The sequence below is a fragment of the Povalibacter uvarum genome (assembly GCF_014202975.1).
GTDB classification, from domain to species: domain Bacteria; phylum Pseudomonadota; class Gammaproteobacteria; order Steroidobacterales; family Steroidobacteraceae; genus Steroidobacter; species Steroidobacter uvarum.
Genome location: NZ_JACHHZ010000001.1, coordinates 761,641 through 778,206, shown reverse-complemented (window position 1 = coordinate 778,206; position 16,566 = coordinate 761,641). Strand labels below are relative to the sequence as shown.

General features: G+C 63.8%; 21 protein-coding genes. 1 reads left to right on the top strand and 20 read right to left on the bottom strand.

The features are described from left to right. Positions 1 to 6: 6 nt before the first annotated feature. From acpS to HNQ60_RS03230, 19 genes are all read right to left on the bottom strand, one after another. The gene (gene acpS / locus HNQ60_RS03320; RefSeq protein ID WP_184329581.1) at positions 7 to 420 is read right to left on the bottom strand and encodes a holo-ACP synthase; all 414 of its coding nucleotides are present in this window, start codon (positions 418 to 420) and stop codon (positions 7 to 9) included. Beyond that, complete coding sequence (gene pdxJ, locus HNQ60_RS03315; protein ID WP_221303990.1) at positions 417 to 1,178, bottom strand: pyridoxine 5'-phosphate synthase; 762 nt, start codon at positions 1,176 to 1,178, stop codon at positions 417 to 419. Before pdxJ ends, acpS begins: the two co-directional genes overlap by 4 nt. 29 nt (positions 1,179 to 1,207) lie before the next feature. Next, positions 1,208 to 1,945, bottom strand: coding sequence for a DNA repair protein RecO (gene recO, locus HNQ60_RS03310; protein ID WP_184329580.1), 738 nt, complete (start codon positions 1,943 to 1,945; stop codon positions 1,208 to 1,210). Positions 1,946 to 2,015: 70 nt separating this feature from the next. Next, positions 2,016 to 2,954 carry a GTPase Era gene (gene era, locus HNQ60_RS03305; protein WP_184329579.1) on the bottom strand — a complete coding sequence of 313 codons (939 nt, stop codon included), beginning with the start codon at positions 2,952 to 2,954 and terminating at the stop codon, positions 2,016 to 2,018. Positions 2,955 to 2,961: 7 nt separating this feature from the next. Then, positions 2,962 to 3,720, bottom strand: a complete 759-nt coding sequence (gene rnc / locus HNQ60_RS03300; RefSeq protein WP_184329578.1) for a ribonuclease III — start codon at positions 3,718 to 3,720, stop codon at positions 2,962 to 2,964. A gap of 21 nt (positions 3,721 to 3,741) precedes the next feature. Next, entirely contained in the window at positions 3,742 to 4,107 is a 366-nt protein-coding gene (locus HNQ60_RS03295) for a DUF4845 domain-containing protein (RefSeq protein WP_184329577.1), read from the bottom strand. 73 nt (positions 4,108 to 4,180) lie between these two features. After that, the gene (gene lepB / locus HNQ60_RS03290; RefSeq protein WP_184329576.1) at positions 4,181 to 4,990 is read right to left on the bottom strand and encodes a signal peptidase I; all 810 of its coding nucleotides are present in this window, start codon (positions 4,988 to 4,990) and stop codon (positions 4,181 to 4,183) included. A 2-nt stretch (positions 4,991 to 4,992) separates the two neighbouring features. Continuing rightward, complete coding sequence (gene lepA, locus HNQ60_RS03285) at positions 4,993 to 6,789, bottom strand: translation elongation factor 4 (protein ID WP_184329575.1); 1,797 nt, start codon at positions 6,787 to 6,789, stop codon at positions 4,993 to 4,995. 112 nt (positions 6,790 to 6,901) lie between these two features. After that, complete coding sequence (locus HNQ60_RS03280) at positions 6,902 to 7,144, bottom strand: glutaredoxin family protein (protein ID WP_184329574.1); 243 nt, start codon at positions 7,142 to 7,144, stop codon at positions 6,902 to 6,904. A 47-nt stretch (positions 7,145 to 7,191) separates the two neighbouring features. After that, on the bottom strand, positions 7,192 to 8,229 hold the full coding sequence (locus HNQ60_RS03275; protein ID WP_184329573.1) for a MucB/RseB C-terminal domain-containing protein: 1,038 nt from the start codon (positions 8,227 to 8,229) through the stop codon (positions 7,192 to 7,194). Further along, the gene (locus HNQ60_RS03270) at positions 8,229 to 8,879 is read right to left on the bottom strand and encodes a sigma-E factor negative regulatory protein (protein WP_184329572.1); all 651 of its coding nucleotides are present in this window, start codon (positions 8,877 to 8,879) and stop codon (positions 8,229 to 8,231) included. The genes HNQ60_RS03275 and HNQ60_RS03270 overlap by 1 nt, the downstream gene beginning before the upstream one ends. Before the next feature lie 54 nt (positions 8,880 to 8,933). Beyond that, positions 8,934 to 9,509, bottom strand: a complete 576-nt coding sequence (rpoE, locus tag HNQ60_RS03265; protein WP_184329571.1) for an RNA polymerase sigma factor RpoE — start codon at positions 9,507 to 9,509, stop codon at positions 8,934 to 8,936. 172 nt (positions 9,510 to 9,681) lie between these two features. After that, positions 9,682 to 10,173, bottom strand: coding sequence for a protein YgfX (locus HNQ60_RS03260; RefSeq protein ID WP_184329570.1), 492 nt, complete (start codon positions 10,171 to 10,173; stop codon positions 9,682 to 9,684). Next, positions 10,139 to 10,426: an FAD assembly factor SdhE gene (locus HNQ60_RS03255; protein ID WP_221303989.1), complete on the bottom strand. Its 288-nt coding sequence runs from the start codon at positions 10,424 to 10,426 to the stop codon at positions 10,139 to 10,141. The genes HNQ60_RS03260 and HNQ60_RS03255 overlap by 35 nt, the downstream gene beginning before the upstream one ends. A 17-nt stretch (positions 10,427 to 10,443) precedes the next feature. After that, positions 10,444 to 11,226, bottom strand: a complete 783-nt coding sequence (locus HNQ60_RS03250; protein WP_184329569.1) for a succinate dehydrogenase iron-sulfur subunit — start codon at positions 11,224 to 11,226, stop codon at positions 10,444 to 10,446. 70 nt (positions 11,227 to 11,296) lie between these two features. After that, positions 11,297 to 13,081, bottom strand: a complete 1,785-nt coding sequence (gene sdhA, locus HNQ60_RS03245) for a succinate dehydrogenase flavoprotein subunit (RefSeq protein ID WP_184329568.1) — start codon at positions 13,079 to 13,081, stop codon at positions 11,297 to 11,299. After that, positions 13,078 to 13,464, bottom strand: coding sequence for a succinate dehydrogenase, hydrophobic membrane anchor protein (sdhD, locus tag HNQ60_RS03240; protein ID WP_184329567.1), 387 nt, complete (start codon positions 13,462 to 13,464; stop codon positions 13,078 to 13,080). Before sdhD ends, sdhA begins: the two co-directional genes overlap by 4 nt. Next, positions 13,461 to 13,865, bottom strand: coding sequence for a succinate dehydrogenase, cytochrome b556 subunit (gene sdhC / locus HNQ60_RS03235; protein WP_184329566.1), 405 nt, complete (start codon positions 13,863 to 13,865; stop codon positions 13,461 to 13,463). The genes sdhD and sdhC overlap by 4 nt, the downstream gene beginning before the upstream one ends. Positions 13,866 to 13,882: 17 nt before the next feature. Beyond that, positions 13,883 to 14,083: a DUF1674 domain-containing protein gene (locus HNQ60_RS03230; protein ID WP_184329565.1), complete on the bottom strand. Its 201-nt coding sequence runs from the start codon at positions 14,081 to 14,083 to the stop codon at positions 13,883 to 13,885. An 83-nt stretch (positions 14,084 to 14,166) separates the two neighbouring features. Here HNQ60_RS03230 and ygfZ point away from each other — a divergent pair, with 83 nt between their 5' ends. Beyond that, on the top strand, positions 14,167 to 15,036 hold the full coding sequence (ygfZ, locus tag HNQ60_RS03225; protein WP_184329564.1) for a CAF17-like 4Fe-4S cluster assembly/insertion protein YgfZ: 870 nt from the start codon (positions 14,167 to 14,169) through the stop codon (positions 15,034 to 15,036). A gap of 4 nt (positions 15,037 to 15,040) precedes the next feature. Here ygfZ and lysS read toward each other — a convergent pair whose 3' ends face one another. Then, positions 15,041 to 16,564, bottom strand: coding sequence for a lysine--tRNA ligase (gene lysS, locus HNQ60_RS03220; protein ID WP_184329563.1), 1,524 nt, complete (start codon positions 16,562 to 16,564; stop codon positions 15,041 to 15,043). Positions 16,565 to 16,566: the final 2 nt, after the last annotated feature.

The window sequence follows — 16,566 nt, the reverse complement described above, 5'->3', positions numbered from 1 at the left end:
CCGGCGCTATTTTGCACTGTCGGCTGCCTGCCGTCCGTTCACGTCTTTCATCAGTACGGCGACGGCGACCACGAGGCCGGCTTCGTCGGTCAGGGTTACATGGCCTTCGCCGATGCCGAGCTGGCCGCAGCGTTCGCGGCCGCGATCGGACCAGATGATCTCGGGCTTGCCGAAATCGTTGGCGGCGACGCCGCAGTCGCGGAGCCACATGCCGTGGGCGAATCCGGTTCCCATCGCCTTTACGACGGCTTCCTTCGCCGCGAAACGCATCGCGAGAAACCTGACCGGACGCTTGTGGTCGCGGAATGCCGCTTCTTCCTGCGGCATGAGGAGATGCTCGACGAAGCGCTCGCCATGCCGCTCGAAGATGCGAGCGATGCGCTCGACCTGAACGACATCGGTGCCGATGCCGTGAATCATTCGCCGCGCGCCTGCAGCATCAGACGCTTCATCTCGGACACCGCGACGCGCATGCCATCGATCACAGCCCGCGCGACGATCGCGTGTCCGATGTTCAGTTCCACGATCTCGGGAATCGCCGCAATGGGCTGCACGTTGTGATAGTTCAAACCGTGGCCGGCGTGGACCGTCAGCCCGACTCTGGCACCGTGTCTGGCCGCATGCTGGACGCGCGTGAGCTCGCGAGCCCGAGCTTCGCCTATGGCGTCCGCGTACGCACCTGTGTGCAATTCGACGACCGGCGCGCCCACTCGCACAGCCGCATCGAGCTGTGCCACTTCCGGATCGATGAACAGCGACACGCGAATACCCGCTGCCTTCAGCCTGGCAACGATGGGCTTGAGCGCGGCTTCCTGACCGATCACATCGAGGCCGCCCTCGGTCGTCACTTCAGTGCGCTTCTCGGGCACGAGACAGCAATCGGCCGGTTTCACTTCGCACGCGATCCGAACCATTTCCTCCGTCGCGGCCATCTCGAAATTGACGCGAGTCTGCAACGCCTGCTGACACAGGTGCACATCCCGATCCTGGATGTGCCGGCGATCTTCGCGCAGATGAATCGTGATGCTGTCCGCCCCGCTCTGCTCGGCGACCAGCGCAGCAAAGAGCGGATCGGGATAGGTGGTGCGGCGTGCCTGACGCAGCGTGGCCACATGATCGACGTTGACACCGAGATGGAGCATGACGGGTGACGGGTGACGGGTGACGGGTGAGAGCATATCGGCTCGGCCCCGAATGTGCATTCGGGTCAGCGGGTGCGGTCCCGGTTGCGCAGCGCCAGCATGACTTGCCGGCTCTTGAGTTCGCAGCCGTCCAGCACGCGATCCAGAGCCGCTCGCAAGAGGCTCCGCACCTCCTGACAGGTGGCCGCGTCGTCGAGCGACTCCGATGCAAGCGCCAGCAGCGCGGTTCCTGAATAGAGGGTGGCGCCTTCCGCAACGCCCTGAACCGCCACTGCACCTTGCTCGATCCTGTAGTGGTATTCGAGCCCGGGATCGATTGGAGCACCCGTTGCGACATCGTGTGTGAGCGCCAGTCCGTAGCCGATGGCCTCGAGCAGCCGTTTCTCGAACAGCCTCAGCACCGGCAAAGGATCAGGTGAGGCCTTCAGGGCATCGATGCTTTGCGCGTAGAGCTCGAACACATCCGGGTGAGGATCGTGGCGTACAAAGAGCTTGAGCAGCAACTCGCTGAGATAGGAAGCGCTCACGAGCCGGTCGGGAGGAAGAATGGAATAGGCGCCATCGAACTCGACCGCTGTCAGGGTGCCGGCCTCGGCGCCCGCACTCCACGACACCAGGAGGCGATTGAACGGCTGCAGCATCGACATTGGCGATGCGCCCTTGCGTCCGCCGCCCCGCGCTCCACGGGCGAATACGCTCACCCTGCCGTGGTCGCGCGTGAACAGCTCGAGAATACGGCTGGTATCGCGATACGGACGGTGGTGGAGGACGTACGAGGGCTGGAGGAGGATCTGCGCGGGCATGGCGACGACAACGGGACCGGGCGAGCTCAGCCTGCCGGCTCGTCGCTCACAGCTCGTCGCTCGCCGATTGTCATGATTCGTATCCCAGCTGCCGCAGCGCCTGCTCGCTGTCCGACCAGTTCTCTTTGACCTTCACCCACAGCTCGAGATGCACCGGGCGGCCGAACAGTTCGGCCATCTCCAGGCGGGCCGAGCGCCCTACTTCCTTCAGCTGTTCGCCGCCCTGGCCGATGACGATGGCTTTCTGACCGGTGCGCTCCACCCAGATGACCGCATTGATCATCAACCGGCCCTCCTCTTCCGCGAAACGTTCGATCTCCACGGTCAGGCCGTAGGGCAGCTCCTGGTGCAGCCGGAGCGTCAGCTTCTCGCGAATGATCTCCGATGCCTGGAATTGCGGGCTGCGGTCGGTCACCTGGTCCAGCGGGAAATGCGGCGGCGACAGCGGCAGATGCTTTGCGATCAGTTCGGGAACGACCGCGATGTTGCTCTTCTTCAACCCTGACAGAGGAACGACTTCCGCAAAGTGCGCCTTGCGGCTCAGCTCTTCCATGTAAGGGAGCAGACGCTCGCGGGGCGTCACTCTGTCGACCTTGTTCACGGCAAGAATGATCGGCCGCCCGCGCTGCACGAGCTGCTCCAGGATCCGCTGATCCTCATCGATCCAGCGCAGCGCCTCGATGACGAACAGGTTCACATCGGCATCGTTCAACGACATCACCGCGGCACGATTCATGTGCCGGTTCATCGCGCGCTTGCCGCCTGAGTGCAGCCCGGGCGTGTCGACGAAAATGATCTGCGACTGCTCGCTGCTGCGGATGCCGAGAATGCGATGCCGCGTGGTCTGCGGCTTCGGGCTCACGATACTGACCTTGCGCTCGAGCAGCGCATTGAGCAGCGTCGACTTGCCTACGTTCGGCCGCCCGACGATCGCGGCGAAGCCGCAACGGAAATCGGGACTGACGCCGCTTTCGGGGGGCGCGGGATCGTTGACCTCGTGGTCGTTCATCGGGACTCTAGGAACTCGTCGTATCTGAAGAATTGATCTCGGGGCTGCCCGGTTGAACCGGCGCTTCCTGTACCGGCGGCGAGCGCACGGATGCCTTGGGCAACGCACTCAACACTTCGCTGGCTGCAGCCTGCTCGGCGCGGCGGCGGCTGGGCCCGACGCCGACTGCCCGAAGACCCAAAGCGTCGACGGAGCAGCTCACCTGGAAGACCTGATTGTGCGCTTCTCCGCTGATGGATTCGACCGTGTATCCGGGCAGCGGCAATCCCTTCGCCTGGACCGCTTCCTGGAGACGGGTCTTGGGATCCTTCAGTTCGGCCGCCGAGGGCAGCCGATCCAGCCTGGGGATGAAAAGCCGTTCGATGACCCGTTCCGCGGCGTCGAAGCCGCCGTCGAGGTAAACGGCTCCGAACAGCGCTTCCAGCGCGTCGGCAAGAATCGACTTGCGCCTGAAGCCTCCCGACTTGAGCTCGCCCGATCCGAGGCGGACGTACTGTCCAAGATCGATCTCGAGAGCGATGACCGCCAGCGCCTCGCCACTGACGAGGCTAGCCCTGAACCTGGAGAGATCACCTTCATCGGCAGCGGCGAACTCGCGGAAGACGAGCCGCGCGACGACGCAGTTGAGGACGGCGTCGCCCAGGAATTCCAGTCGTTCGTTATGGGGACCGCCGGCGCTGCGATGCGTCAGCGCAGCTTCCAGCAGTGCAGCGTCCCGGCAAGCGTAACCCAGCGCTTCCTCGAACCACGCGGCAGCGGCCTTCACCGTGCCGCTCCGCTCGCAGGGCTATTGCTTGACATCGACGCTCTTGTCGAAATCGACGACCAGCGACACGTTCGCCACGAACGGCGCTTCGGCGCGGTATTCAGCGCGCATCGTGAACCCCGCCGGCGACCGTTTGATCTCGATTTCCTTCGGGTCGATGCTCTGGATGTCTTCGACCGTCCAGCGACGATTGAGGGAGATCAGCAACTGCTGCGGCGAAGTCGGGTCGTTGGCGTGCTCCGAGGCGACCTGGTCCAGGGAACGCACGACTGCCATGTACTCGAGGTACAGCGGCAGAAGGCGAATGCCGGCATAGAGGGCAAAGCCAATGATGGCCACGATGGTCATCATGCCGAGGAACGTTGCACCACGCTGACGAGCGAACATGCGATGACTCCTGCGTTAGCCTTGTTGTAGGTTTGTTCGGATTCCATCGACCCACGCGCTGGCGCGCCGGCCGCTACTTGATCGCATCGCCGATCCGGTTCCAGATCGGCGCATCGGGCAGGTCCCAATTGAGCCAGATTCGAACGGCCTTGCCGACCAGATTCTCTTCGGGCACGAAACCCACTTCCGGGAAGCGGCTGTCGCGGCTGTTGTCGCGATTGTCGCCCATGAAGAAGTACTGGTTCGCGGGCACGACCTGATCGTAGTCGCGCGAACTCTCCGTGCGTTCCGGGATGAACAATACCCGGTGATCGACCCCGTCCAGACTCTCGATACCCTGCTGCGCGTCGGCCTGGACTCCCGTGTTGCGGGGCCCTTCATACGTGCCATCGAGCGTCACTGGTACCGGCACGTTGTTGATGAACACGCGCTGCCTGCGGACCGAGATGTGATCCCCCGGCAATCCCACGAGCCGCTTGATGTAGTTCACCGAGGGGTCGGAAGGCAGCCGGAACACGATGACATCGCCTCGCTTCGGAGCGCCGATATCGACGACTTTGGAATTGACCACAGGCAGGCGCAAACCGTAGGCGAACTTGTTCACAAATATGAAATCGCCGTCCAGCAGCGTCGGCATCATGGAATCGGACGGAATGCGGAACGGCTCGAACAGGAAGGACCGGATCACGAGCACGATCAGGATGACCGGGAAGAATGATCGGGCGTACTCGACGACGATGGGTTCGCGCACGTTCTCGGCGGGCGTGCCCGCGGCAGCGGCGCGTTCCAGCCGGCGCGGCTTCCAGAGCCACGCGTCGAGCCCCCAGATGACGCCCGTGACCAGCGTCGCGACGGTGAGGATGAACGAGAAGTCGAAGATCATGATCACTTGTCCTTGCCGATCTTGAGGACCGCAAGGAAGGCTTCCTGCGGAATTTCCACGCTGCCGACCTGCTTCATGCGCTTCTTGCCTTCCTTCTGCTTCTCCAGGAGTTTGCGCTTGCGCGAGAGGTCGCCGCCATAGCACTTGGCCAGCACGTTCTTGCGCAGGGCCTTGACGCTGGCGCGCGCGACGATCTGGCTGCCGATCGCCGCCTGCACCGCGACCTCGAACATCTGTCGCGGAATCAGTTCCTGCATCTTGTCCACCAGTTCGCGCCCGCGGTGATACGCGTTCTCACGGTGGACGATGATCGAAAGCGCATCGACGCGATCACCGTTGATCAGCACGTCCAGGCGAACAAGAGGCGCCGTCTCAAAGCGGTTGAATTCGTAGTCGAACGACGCGTAGCCACGGCTGACCGACTTGAGCCGGTCGAAGAAGTCGAGCACGACTTCCGCAAGCGGCATTTCGTACTGCATCGACACCTGGTTGCCGACGTACAGCATCTTGGTCTGCTTGCCGCGCTTCTCCGTACAGAGCTTGATGACCGCGCCCACGTGCTCCGGTGGCAGGAGGATGTTGGCGGTGATGATCGGCTCGCGCAGATCGCCGATCTCGTTGCTGGGCGGAAGCTTCGCCGGATTGTCGACGTATTCCAGCGTGCCGTCGGTACGCAGGATTTCGTACACCACTGTCGGCGCGCTCGTGATCAGGTCGAGGTTGTATTCGCGCTCGAGCCGCTCCTGGACGATGTCCATGTGCAGCAGGCCAAGGAATCCGCAGCGGAAACCGAAGCCGAGCGCGGTCGACACTTCAGGTTCGTAGTGCAACGCCGAGTCGTTCAACTTGAGCTTCGCCAGCGCGTCGCGGAACGATTCGTAGTCCTCGGTGTTCACCGGGAAGACACCCGCGAACACGCGCGGCTGCACTTGCTTGAATCCTTCCAGCGCTGCATCGCTCGGCCGTGAGTCGAGCGTGATCGTGTCGCCCACGGGCGCGCCGTTGATCTCCTTGATGCCGGCAATGACGAAACCGACCTCTCCCGTGTACAGCGCGTCCGCCGCCAGTGACTTCGGCGTGAACCGGCCGAGCTTGTCGACCTGGTGAGCGCGGCCCGTCGACCACACGCGGATCTTCGCGCCCGTCTTGAGCGAACCGTTCATCACGCGAACCAGCGAGACGACGCCGACGTAGTTGTCGAACCAGGAGTCGATGATGAGCGCCTGCAGCGGACCGTCGGGGTCGCCCTTCGGCGCGGGAATCCGCCGCACGAGCTCTTCCAGCAGGTCCTGTACGCCCTCACCCGTCTTGGCGCTCACTCTCAGCGCGTCGTGCGCCTCGATCCCGATGATTTCCTCGATCTCCTTGATGACCCGGTCCGGTTCGGCCGACGGCAGATCGATCTTGTTCAGCACCGGCACCACTTCGAGTCCCTGCTCGAGCGCGGTGTAGCAGTTCGCGACGCTCTGGGCTTCGACACCCTGCGCCGCATCGACGACCAGCAACGCCCCTTCGCAGGCAGCGAGCGAACGGGACACTTCGTACGAGAAGTCGACGTGCCCGGGGGTGTCGATCAGATTCAGCTGATAGGTCTCGCCGTCGCGCGAGCGGAATCGCAACGACACGGCCTGCGCCTTGATGGTGATCCCGCGCTCTCGCTCCAGGTCCATCGAGTCGAGAACCTGGTTTTCCATTTCGCGGGCCTCGAGGCCGCCGCAGAGCTGGATGAAACGGTCGGCGAGCGTGGACTTGCCGTGATCGACGTGCGCGATGATGGAAAAATTGCGGATCAGCTTCATCAGGAGGGCTTAACAGGGCCAGGCGACGGCCAAACGGCGGCGGATTATAGCGGAATGCCGCATCGCGGCTGTGAGGCAGCTGATGAACCTGACCTGCCGCGGAAGAACGGGGTCACCCCCCCTGTCTCAGGTAGCCCCTGACCCGGTCCAGGTCGAGCCGGTACGAACACACGAAGTCGTCGTCGGCCATGAGCACCGGGATGCGCCGGCCGTAGCGGGCTTCCAGTTCGGGATCATCGGCGATGTCGATGACCGCCACGTCCGAGGCAGCCTCGCCCAGGACCTCGGCCAGCTGGACCATCAGCTCTTCGCAGAGGGTGCAGCCCGTGCGGGTATAGACCGTCCATCGGACCATATGAGGAGGGGCTTACCCCGGGGCCAGCGTGCGGGATCGACCGGGATTCAGCGCGAAACCGGCGGGGGTTCGGCCGGCAGAGGCAGGATCTGTTGCGGCGCGGACTGCGATTCCTCCTCCTGGCGCCTCACTCCGTCAGCGATCGCCTGGACCGTGGCGGCGGGCACCTCGCCCACGGCCGTCACCTGGTGACCGTCGAGGTCACGCGAGAACGCGAACGCCGCGCCAACCTTCGCCAGGCCGTGCATCGGCGCAGCCTGGGAGTTGCGCGGTTCGATGAATACGGAAACCGACGCGAGACCATCCGAATACACAAGGTGGCGGACAGGTGTCGGGGAGCCGGCAATGACCTGGATCCGCCAGGTCGTCAGCCGGAACCCCGCCGGCAACCGGGCAACACTCCAACCCATCATGGCGTTCGCCATGCGCGGCGGAACGGTGTCGTCCTGCCGGACCCACTTGAAGCCTTCGCCCGTGATGGACGCTTTCAGCTCATCCGCCGGGATGCGGTCGCGCAGATTCAGCTCGGCGAACAGGATCTGTTCGATCACGTTGCCGTTGCTGTCACACAGCTGTGACTTGAGCGGCATCGCCGTTTCCTGGTCGAGCCACAGCCGATAGCCGTAGCGGTACTGGTCCCGGGGACGCACTTCGATGATCTGCGTCCGGCGGCCCAGCGCCTTCACGACGCGGCCGGAGCGCTCGATCTTGTACAGCGACTCGAGCTCTTCGTTGTAGACCGGCAGCGCCGAGATCAGCGAATTCTCGTCGGTGCGCTTTTCGACGAGCACCAGGCGCTTGTCGGGGAGAAAGCAGATGACTTCGGTTTCATTGCGGACGATTTCGCGACCGCTGCCGTCGAGGGAAACCAGCCGTTCGGTGATCTTGCCCTTGTCGACGCGATGAATGATGCGCATCGACTCGGACTTGGACTGGCGCAGATGGAAGAAACGTCCGTCGTAGTTCTGACTGGACAAGGCGCGGGACATGCGCTCGAGCCAGGCGCGAGCCTCGGGATCGCTCGCGTGCGCCGGGAAGACCACGGCGCACAAAGTGGCAATCAGGCAGTAGCGCAGACGGGACATCAACGGCGGGGTCCTGCGGATTCAGCGGCCGGCGCCGTCGATTCCTGCGGGGTACCGGTCACCAGCACCGACTCCTCTTCCTGGTCGTCGTCGTCTTCGGAGAGCACGCCGCTCAACACGGTGCGACGGCCGAGGGGGGATGAGTATTCGCTGTGGGCAACGACGTAATTCGTCAGCCGCGCGGCGGGAATGAAGGCCGATCCAGTGCCTTCGACGTTGGTCGGGACCGTGTAGCTCGGGGCGATCGCCTGGTCGGCGGTTTCGATGGTCGTTGCGATGGTCTGGGTGCCTGCGACCTGCTGGGTCGGGATCGTCGCCGGCTGGAGCGACACCACCGCGACCGCCGCGACACCGGCGGCTACCGCGAAACCGGTTGCCGGACGCATCCAGCGCGGCACCGCCGTAACTTTCCTTGCCGGAGCGTTCGCGATGGGCTCTTCGGCGATTGCCGCCGCGATCCGGTCGGCGAATCCGCTCGACGCCCTGACCGCGCCGGGACCTCTCATGGCCTCGCCGATGAGGGAATAGCTTCCCATGGACTGCCGCAACTGCGGGTCGCGCTGCAGTTGCTTCAGCAGCAGCCCGAGTTCCGCCTCGGGGAGCTCGCCGTCCAGGCAGGCCGACAGCTGCTCTTTCACCGGATCAGTCATAGACGCATTACTTCCAGGCTCGAACGCCAATCGGGTCCCGATACATGCCGACCGCTAATCCAACAACGGTTTCAGCTTTTTGTCGATGGCTTCGCGTGCGCGGAATATCCGCGAGCGAACCGTTCCGACCGGGCAGTCCATCGCCTCGGCAATCTCCTCGTAAGACAGCCCCTCGAGTTCGCGCAGGACGATCGCCGTCCTCAGGTCCTCGGGCAACTGCTCCAGCGCGTGTTCCACGACACCGCGGATCTCATCAGTGAGCAGAACGCCCTCCGGGGTGTCTGCGTCCTTCAATCTCGCCTGACGGTCGTGCTGTTCCGGGTCCTGCAGGTCCAGGTCGAAATCCACCGGCCGTCTTCGGTTCGACACCAGCGTGTTCTTGGCCGTATTGATCGCGATGCGATACAGCCATGTGTAGAACGCGCTATCGCCGCGAAACGCAGGCAACGCCCGGTAAGCCTTCAGGAAAGCTTCCTGGGCGACGTCCTCCGCCTCCGCGGCGTCGTGCACGAACCGGCCCACCAGCTTCAGCACACGGTGCTGATACTTGCGCACCAGCAGGTCGAAGGCCGATTTGTCGCCCTTCTGCACCCGCTCGACAAGTTGCTGATCATTGTCGTCCTGGATCATTGACCCGCAACCCCAGGGACGGGCGCCAAACCGAAGCTCCGCCGCCCGACCAAGGCTGCTCGGATAGACCGGCGTGTCCCCGGAAAGTTCGGCGCGCAGGCAGCTTCGTAACCTTCGCGAATGCGAAGTACATCACAGGGATAGGTCGGGGCCTGTTCGGGCCAATGGGAAGTCATGTAAGGGTCGGATCCGTCTGCTGCGCGGTCGGCGCGCATTCTGACTGATCCAGCCTCAGGCGGACCAGCAGGCGCCTGAAATCGGTCTCCGGCAGGTCGCCGGGGATCAGTAGCAGGGATCGCGTCCGGGGTCCGGCGCCGTCGAGCGCCCAGTGCAGCCAGATGGCGGCTGGACTCATTCTGGTGCTGCCATCCAGCGCCGCTTCGACCTGGCGGCCGCTCCGGAAGGTCAGCGTCCAGCCACCGTCGCCCCGCCAGACCATCCGGGTCAGTGCCCCGCCCCCACCCAGCCAGCCTGCGCGCCGGAAAGCGACCGCGAGCACGGCGGCCAGAGCAACGGCGCAAGTGATTTTGAGCCCGGTGGTTGCGAGCGGACCGATCAGGGCCGGTGCCGACGAGCCGAGCGCGATGAGCAAGGCCGCGCAGGCCGACTCGGCCCGACGGGTGCGCAGATCAGACGCCAGGGTCGGCGAGCCGTGCGATGACATTGGCCTGCAGCGGATCCTGGGGCCGTTCCCTGCCCATGAGGTAGGCGAGCAATTGAGGGTCCTGTTCGTCGAGCAGTTGTTCGAAGGCCTGCTGCTCCGCGAGGGGGGCGGTCGTATAGCGGGTCTCGAGGTAGCGCTGCAGGACGACGTCGAGCTCGCGCATGCCCCGACGGCAGCGCCACCGCAACCGCGCGATGGACGCCGACAGCGGATATTGCACGGCCTGGGTGCCGCCTGACTCTGCGCTATCCACGGTGCCTTCCGAGATTCTCAGTGACGGCGTTCGGCAATGAGCTTCTTGATCTCGGCGATGGCGCGGGCCGGATTCAGGTCCTTCGGGCACGCTTCCGTGCAATTCATGATCGTGTGGCAGCGATAGAGCTTGAACGGATCCTCGAGGGCATCGAGACGCTCGCCGGTCGCTTCGTCGCGCGTGTCGATGATCCAGCGGTACGCAGCCAGCAGCGCCGCGGGCCCGAGATAACGATCGCTGTTCCACCAGTAGCTCGGACACGAGGTCGAGCAGCATGCGCACAGGATGCAGGCCGACGGCCGGTCGATCTTCTCCTGGTCTTCCTTCGACTGCAGGCGCTCGCGATCCGGCGGTGCCGGCGTTCGCGTCTGCAGCCAGGGCTTCACGGAAGCGTACTGCGCGTAGAAGTTCGTCAGATCGGGAACCAGATCCTTCACCACCGGCATGTGAGGCAGCGGATAGATCTTCACGTCGCCACGCACGTCTTCGCAGGCCTTCGTGCAGGCCAGCGTGTTGAGCCCGTCGATGTTCATCGCGCACGATCCGCAGATGCCTTCGCGGCACGAGCGACGGAACGTCAGCGTCGGATCGACTTCGTTCTTGATCTTGATCAACGCGTCGAGAACCATCGGCCCGCAGGCCGCCATATCGACCTCGTACGTGTCGACGCGCGGGTTCTCGCCCGTCTCGGGATCGAAGCGGTAGATGCGGAAGGTCCGCACGCTCTTCGCGTCCGCGGCAGCCTTGAACGCCTTGCCCGGCTTGATCTTTGAGTTCGCAGGTAAGCGGAATTGGGCCATGATCGACTCGGTTCTGATTTGGCTCTGAACTTCTGGCTGATCGCTCGCAGCTAATTGCTCGCGGCTTCTCTCAATACACTCTCGCCTTCGGCGGAATCGGCTCGACGTCGCTCGTCAGCGTATTCAGGTGCACCGGGCGGTAGTTGAGCTGCACGTCGCCATGGTCGCTGACCCAGGCGAGCGTGTGCTTCATCCAGTTCTGGTCATCGCGATTCGGGAAGTCTTCGCGAGCGTGCGCACCGCGGCTTTCCTGGCGGTTGAGCGCCGAATGCATCGTCGCGACCGCCTGGCCCAGGAGATTGTCGAGCTCCAGGGTTTCGATCAGGTCGGTGTTCCAGACCATGCCGCGATCGCTGACATTTACTTCGGCGAACGAGTTGAACACTTCGGACAGCTTCTGCACGCCTTCCTGCAGCGACTCGCCGGTGCGGAACACGGCGGCGTGTCCCTGCATGACTTTCTGCATGCTGAGGCGGATGTCGGCAGTGCGTAGTGAGCCCTTCGCGTTGCGGAACTTGTCGATACGCGTGACTGCAAGCTCGCCCGCATCCGTCGCCAGCGGCCGATGCTTCGTGCCGGGCTTCACGATCTCCGCGCAGTAGCGCGCGGCTTCGCGACCGAACACGACCAGGTCGAGCAGCGAGTTCGAACCGAGGCGATTCGCGCCGTGCACGGACACGCATGCTGCCTCGCCGACAGCCATGAGCCCCGGCACGACGGTGTCGGGCTGGCCATCCTTCAGCGTCACGACTTCGCCGTGATAGTTCGCCGGTACGCCGCCCATGTTGTAGTGGACCGTGGGCAGCACTGGAATCGGCTGCTTCGTGACATCGACGCCGGAGAAGATCTTCGCCGTCTCCGCGATGCCCGGGAGCTTCTCGTGAATCGTGTCGCCGCCGAGGTGTTCGAGGTGCAGGTAGATGTGATCTTTGTGCGGACCGACGCCGCGACCTTCGCGGATCTCGATTGTCATCGCACGGCTGACGACGTCGCGCGATGCGAGGTCCTTGGCGTTCGGCGCATAGCGCTCCATGAAGCGCTCGCCTGCCGAGTTGCGCAGAATTCCGCCCTCGCCTCGCACACCTTCGGTGATGAGGCAGCCGGCGCCGTAGATACCCGTCGGATGGAACTGCACGAACTCCATGTCCTGCATCGGCAGGCCCGCGCGCAGCACCATGCCGCCGCCGTCACCCGTGCAAGTGTGAGCAGACGTGCATGAGAAATAAGCGCGACCGTAGCCGCCCGTGGCGAGAACGGTCTGGTGACCCAGGAAGCGATGCACCGTGCCGTCCGCCATGTTGATAGCAACGACGCCGCGGCATTCACCCTTCTCCATGATCAGGTCGACAGCGAAGTATTCGATGAAGAACTGCGCTTCATGGCGCAGCGCCTGCTGGTACAGCGTGTGAAGCATCGCGTGACCGGTACGATCCGCGGCCGCGCACGTACGCTGCGCAGTGCCCTGGCCGTAACGCGTGGTCATGCCACCGAACGGACGCTGATAGATGCGACCGTCCTCGGTCCGCGAGAACGGCACACCGTAGTGCTCCAGTTCGATCACCGCACCGGGCGCTTCCTTGCACATGAACTCGATCGCGTCCTGGTCGCCGAGCCAGTCGGAGCCCTTGACGGTGTCGTACATGTGCCAGCGCCAATCGTCCTCGCCCATGTTGCCGAGCGCCGCGCTGATGCCGCCCTGCGCAGCGACAGTGTGGCTGCGAGTCGGAAAAACTTTCGTGATGCAGGCCGTCGACAGACCCGAGTGCGCCAGACCGAAAGTCGCGCGCAGGCCGGCGCCGCCGGCACCGACGACGACGACGTCGTAGTAGTGATCGATGAACTGATATGCGCTCATGGCGCCGCTCCGAAGGCGATGCGCAGGACAGAGAAGATGCCCAGAGCCGCCAGTGCAATATGAAGGAAATTCAGCAACAGCAGCGTCACGACCTTGAGCCCGTGACCGACGACATAGTCTTCGACGACGACCTGCACGCCGAGCTGCGAGTGATAGAGCGCGGTGCCGATCAGCAGCGACAGCAGCACTGCGTTGAAGGGCATTGCAATCCAGGCGATGACGGCGGCATGGCTGAAATCGCCGAGCCGAAGTAGCGCGGATGCAAACCAGAGCGTCAGCAGGACCAGCGCCACCGCGGTGACACGCTGCGACCACCAGTGCGAAACGCCTTCCTTCGCCGAGCCAAGGCCCAGCACGCGACCGATCGGGCTGCGCAGGCTCATGCCGCACCTCCGCGGCCGACGATCAGGAACCAGAAGAATGCCGTCAGCGCTACCGCACCGAGGAATGCGACCCACCCGCTCGCGCGCGCGATCTTCTTTTCGAATCCATGGCCAACGTCCCAGGACAGGTGACGCACGCCGTTCAGCAGGTGGTAGAAGAAACTGAAGGAGAAGACGATCAGGGTGAAACGAATGAAGGGATGGGCGAAGAACGTCTGCGCCTTCGCGTAGACCTCCGCGCCCGAAGCGGCTGCAACGAGCCAGTAGACGAGCAACAGCGCTCCGACACTCAGTGCGCATCCGGTCACGCGATGCAGGATCGACAGCGTCATCGTGTACTGCCACCGATAGAGCGGCATGAACGGCGACAGCGGTCGCGTGTATTTTGTTGGCGTGCTCATGTTGGACGGCTCACAAATCAGAAGTCGATACAGCGGCCGCGCTTTTCCCAGTCGCCGAACCGCGTGGGCTCGGGCCCCTCACGTCCGCCGATCTCGATGGGGGCCGCGGCATGCTCTGCCACCGGCTGTGCTGCAATGTGGGAAACTGGCGTCGCACCCGCATCCGTGACGGGCGTCGTGGCGACGTTCGAAGGGCTTTCCTGGCGGCTGCTAGGCATGGCGTCGTAGTCTGCCAGAAGGCCTGAAACCACGGAACCTTCCGGGTATCTCAAGTCACGATGGGTCGTTTCGGATTTAGCGAATGAACGATTTTCCGGTCACTCCCGCCTTCGCATTGACGCGACTGGGCCTCATCTCCGTCACCGGGGCGGACGCGCGCACCTATCTGCAGGGGCAGCTCAGCTTCGACCTGGACGCGCTGACAACCTCGCGTATCGAACTGGCGAGCTGCAACTCTTCCCAGGGCCGCGTGCAGGCTGTGTTGTGGATCGCCGAACGCACGGATGGTGTCGTGCTGCTGGTGCCACGCGAGATTCTTGACGCGACAGTCGCGCGTCTGCGCAAGTACGTACTGCGCTCGAAGGTGAAGGTCGAGAATGGGGCCGAAAAGTTCGTGCTCGGCGGTTCATTCGATGCCGTGCTGCCGACGCCGCGGGCTCACGAGCAAAGAGCGCAGACCAGCCTGATCGCCTGGCCGGGTTCGCCCTCTCGCACGCTCTTCATCGCCCCCGCCGATACGGCCCTGACCGCGGATGCGGCGGCAGAAACGCGCTGGCACCTTGGGGACATCGAAGCGGGCCTGACGCAAGTCTACGCAGGCACGCAGGAACAGTTCGTCGCCCAGATGCTGAATCTCGATCTGCTGGGTGGGATCAGTTTCGAGAAAGGCTGCTACACCGGACAGGAAATCATTGCCCGCACCCACTTCCGCGGCACGGTGAAGAGACGCACTCTGCGCTTCGCGGCCCGATGCAAAGCGCCCGCCCCGGGCACGCGCATCCTCGATGCCACCGGAGGGCACGCTGGAGATGTCGTCGACAGTGTTGCCACAGCAGACGGCTGCGAACTTCTCGCTGTGATCAGCCTGACTCAGGCCGACCACGCGCTGCAGCTCGCGGACATCGAGGATTCGAGCCTGCACCGCAAGCCGCTTCCGTACGAAGTCGCGTAGCGCCCTATTCAGGCCGCATGTACGGGAACAACAACACGTCACGGATGGACGGCGAGTTCGTGAACAGCATCACCAGCCGATCGATGCCCACGCCCAATCCCGCAGTCGGCGGCAAGCCGTACTCGAGCGCGCGAACGTAGTCGGCGTCGTACTGCATCGCCTCTTCGTCGCCCGCCGTTTTACGCGCAAGCTGATCCTGGAAACGCGCCGCCTGATCTTCCGGATCGTTGAGCTCCGAGAACCCGTTCGCGATCTCGCGCCCGCCGACGAAGAACTCGAAGCGATCGGTGATGAAGGGATCCGTGTTGTTGCGCCGGGCGAGCGGTGATACTTCCGCCGGATACGCATACACGAATGTCGGCGCGTGCAACTCATGCTCCGCCGTCTTCTCGAAGATCTCGATCTGCAGCTTGCCGGCGCCGTCCGCCGGCGAATACTTGATGCCGAGCCGGTCGCACTGTGTGCGCAGGTAGTCCACATCACGCAGCTTGCCGCGCTCGATGCCTTGATTGAAATGCACCACGAGGTCTTCGACGGTCACCCGACGGAACGGCTGACCGAAGTCGAACGTCTGCCCCTGGTACTCGACGACTCGCGAACCATGGATCGCATCGCAGATGCCCTGGCACATCTGCTCGACGAGGCTCATGAGATCGCTGTAGTCGGCATACGCCTGGTACAGCTCGAGCATCGTGAACTCCGGGTTGTGCCGCGTCGATATGCCTTCGTTGCGGAAGTTGCGATTGATCTCGTAGACGCGTTCGAACCCGCCGACGACCAGGCGCTTGAGATACAGCTCCGGCGCGATGCGCAGATAGAGCTGCATGTCGAGCGCGTTGTGATGCGTGATGAAAGGCCGCGCCGCAGCGCCGCCCGCGATCTGCTGCATCATCGGCGTCTCGACTTCCATGAAGCCGAGCGAATCGAGGAAGTCGCGCAGGAACTTGATGACGCGCGTGCGCTTCTGAAATACCGTGCGGCTGTCCGGGCTGATGATCAGATCCACGTAGCGCTGCCGATAGCGCGTTTCCTGATCCGAGAGGCCGTGCCACTTGTCAGGCAGCGGACGCAGCGACTTCGTGAGCAGGCGGATCTTGTCCACGCGTACCGACAGTTCACCCGTCTTCGTCTTGAACAGCACGCCTTCGGCGCCGAGCACGTCGCCGACGTCCCAGCCCTTGAAGTCCTCGTAGACCTCGCCGAGCGAATCGCGCTGGAGGAATAATTGGATCTGGCCCGAGCGGTCCATGATCTTCGCGAAGCTCGCCTTGCCCATGATGCGCTTGGCCATCATGCGTCCGCCGACCTTCACCGGAACGGCATTCTGGTCGAACCACTCGGGCGCGCGATCGCCGTAAGCAGTGAGCAACTGGTCGGCGAGCGCATCGCGACGGAAATCGTTCGGGAACGCCACGGCGCCACCGCTGCGCAGCTTGTCGAGCTTGGCGCGACGCTCCGCGATGAGCTTGTTTTCGTCGATGGGGGGCTGGCTGCCCTTGTCGTCGGGAGGTCGGGTTGAGTCGGTCATGG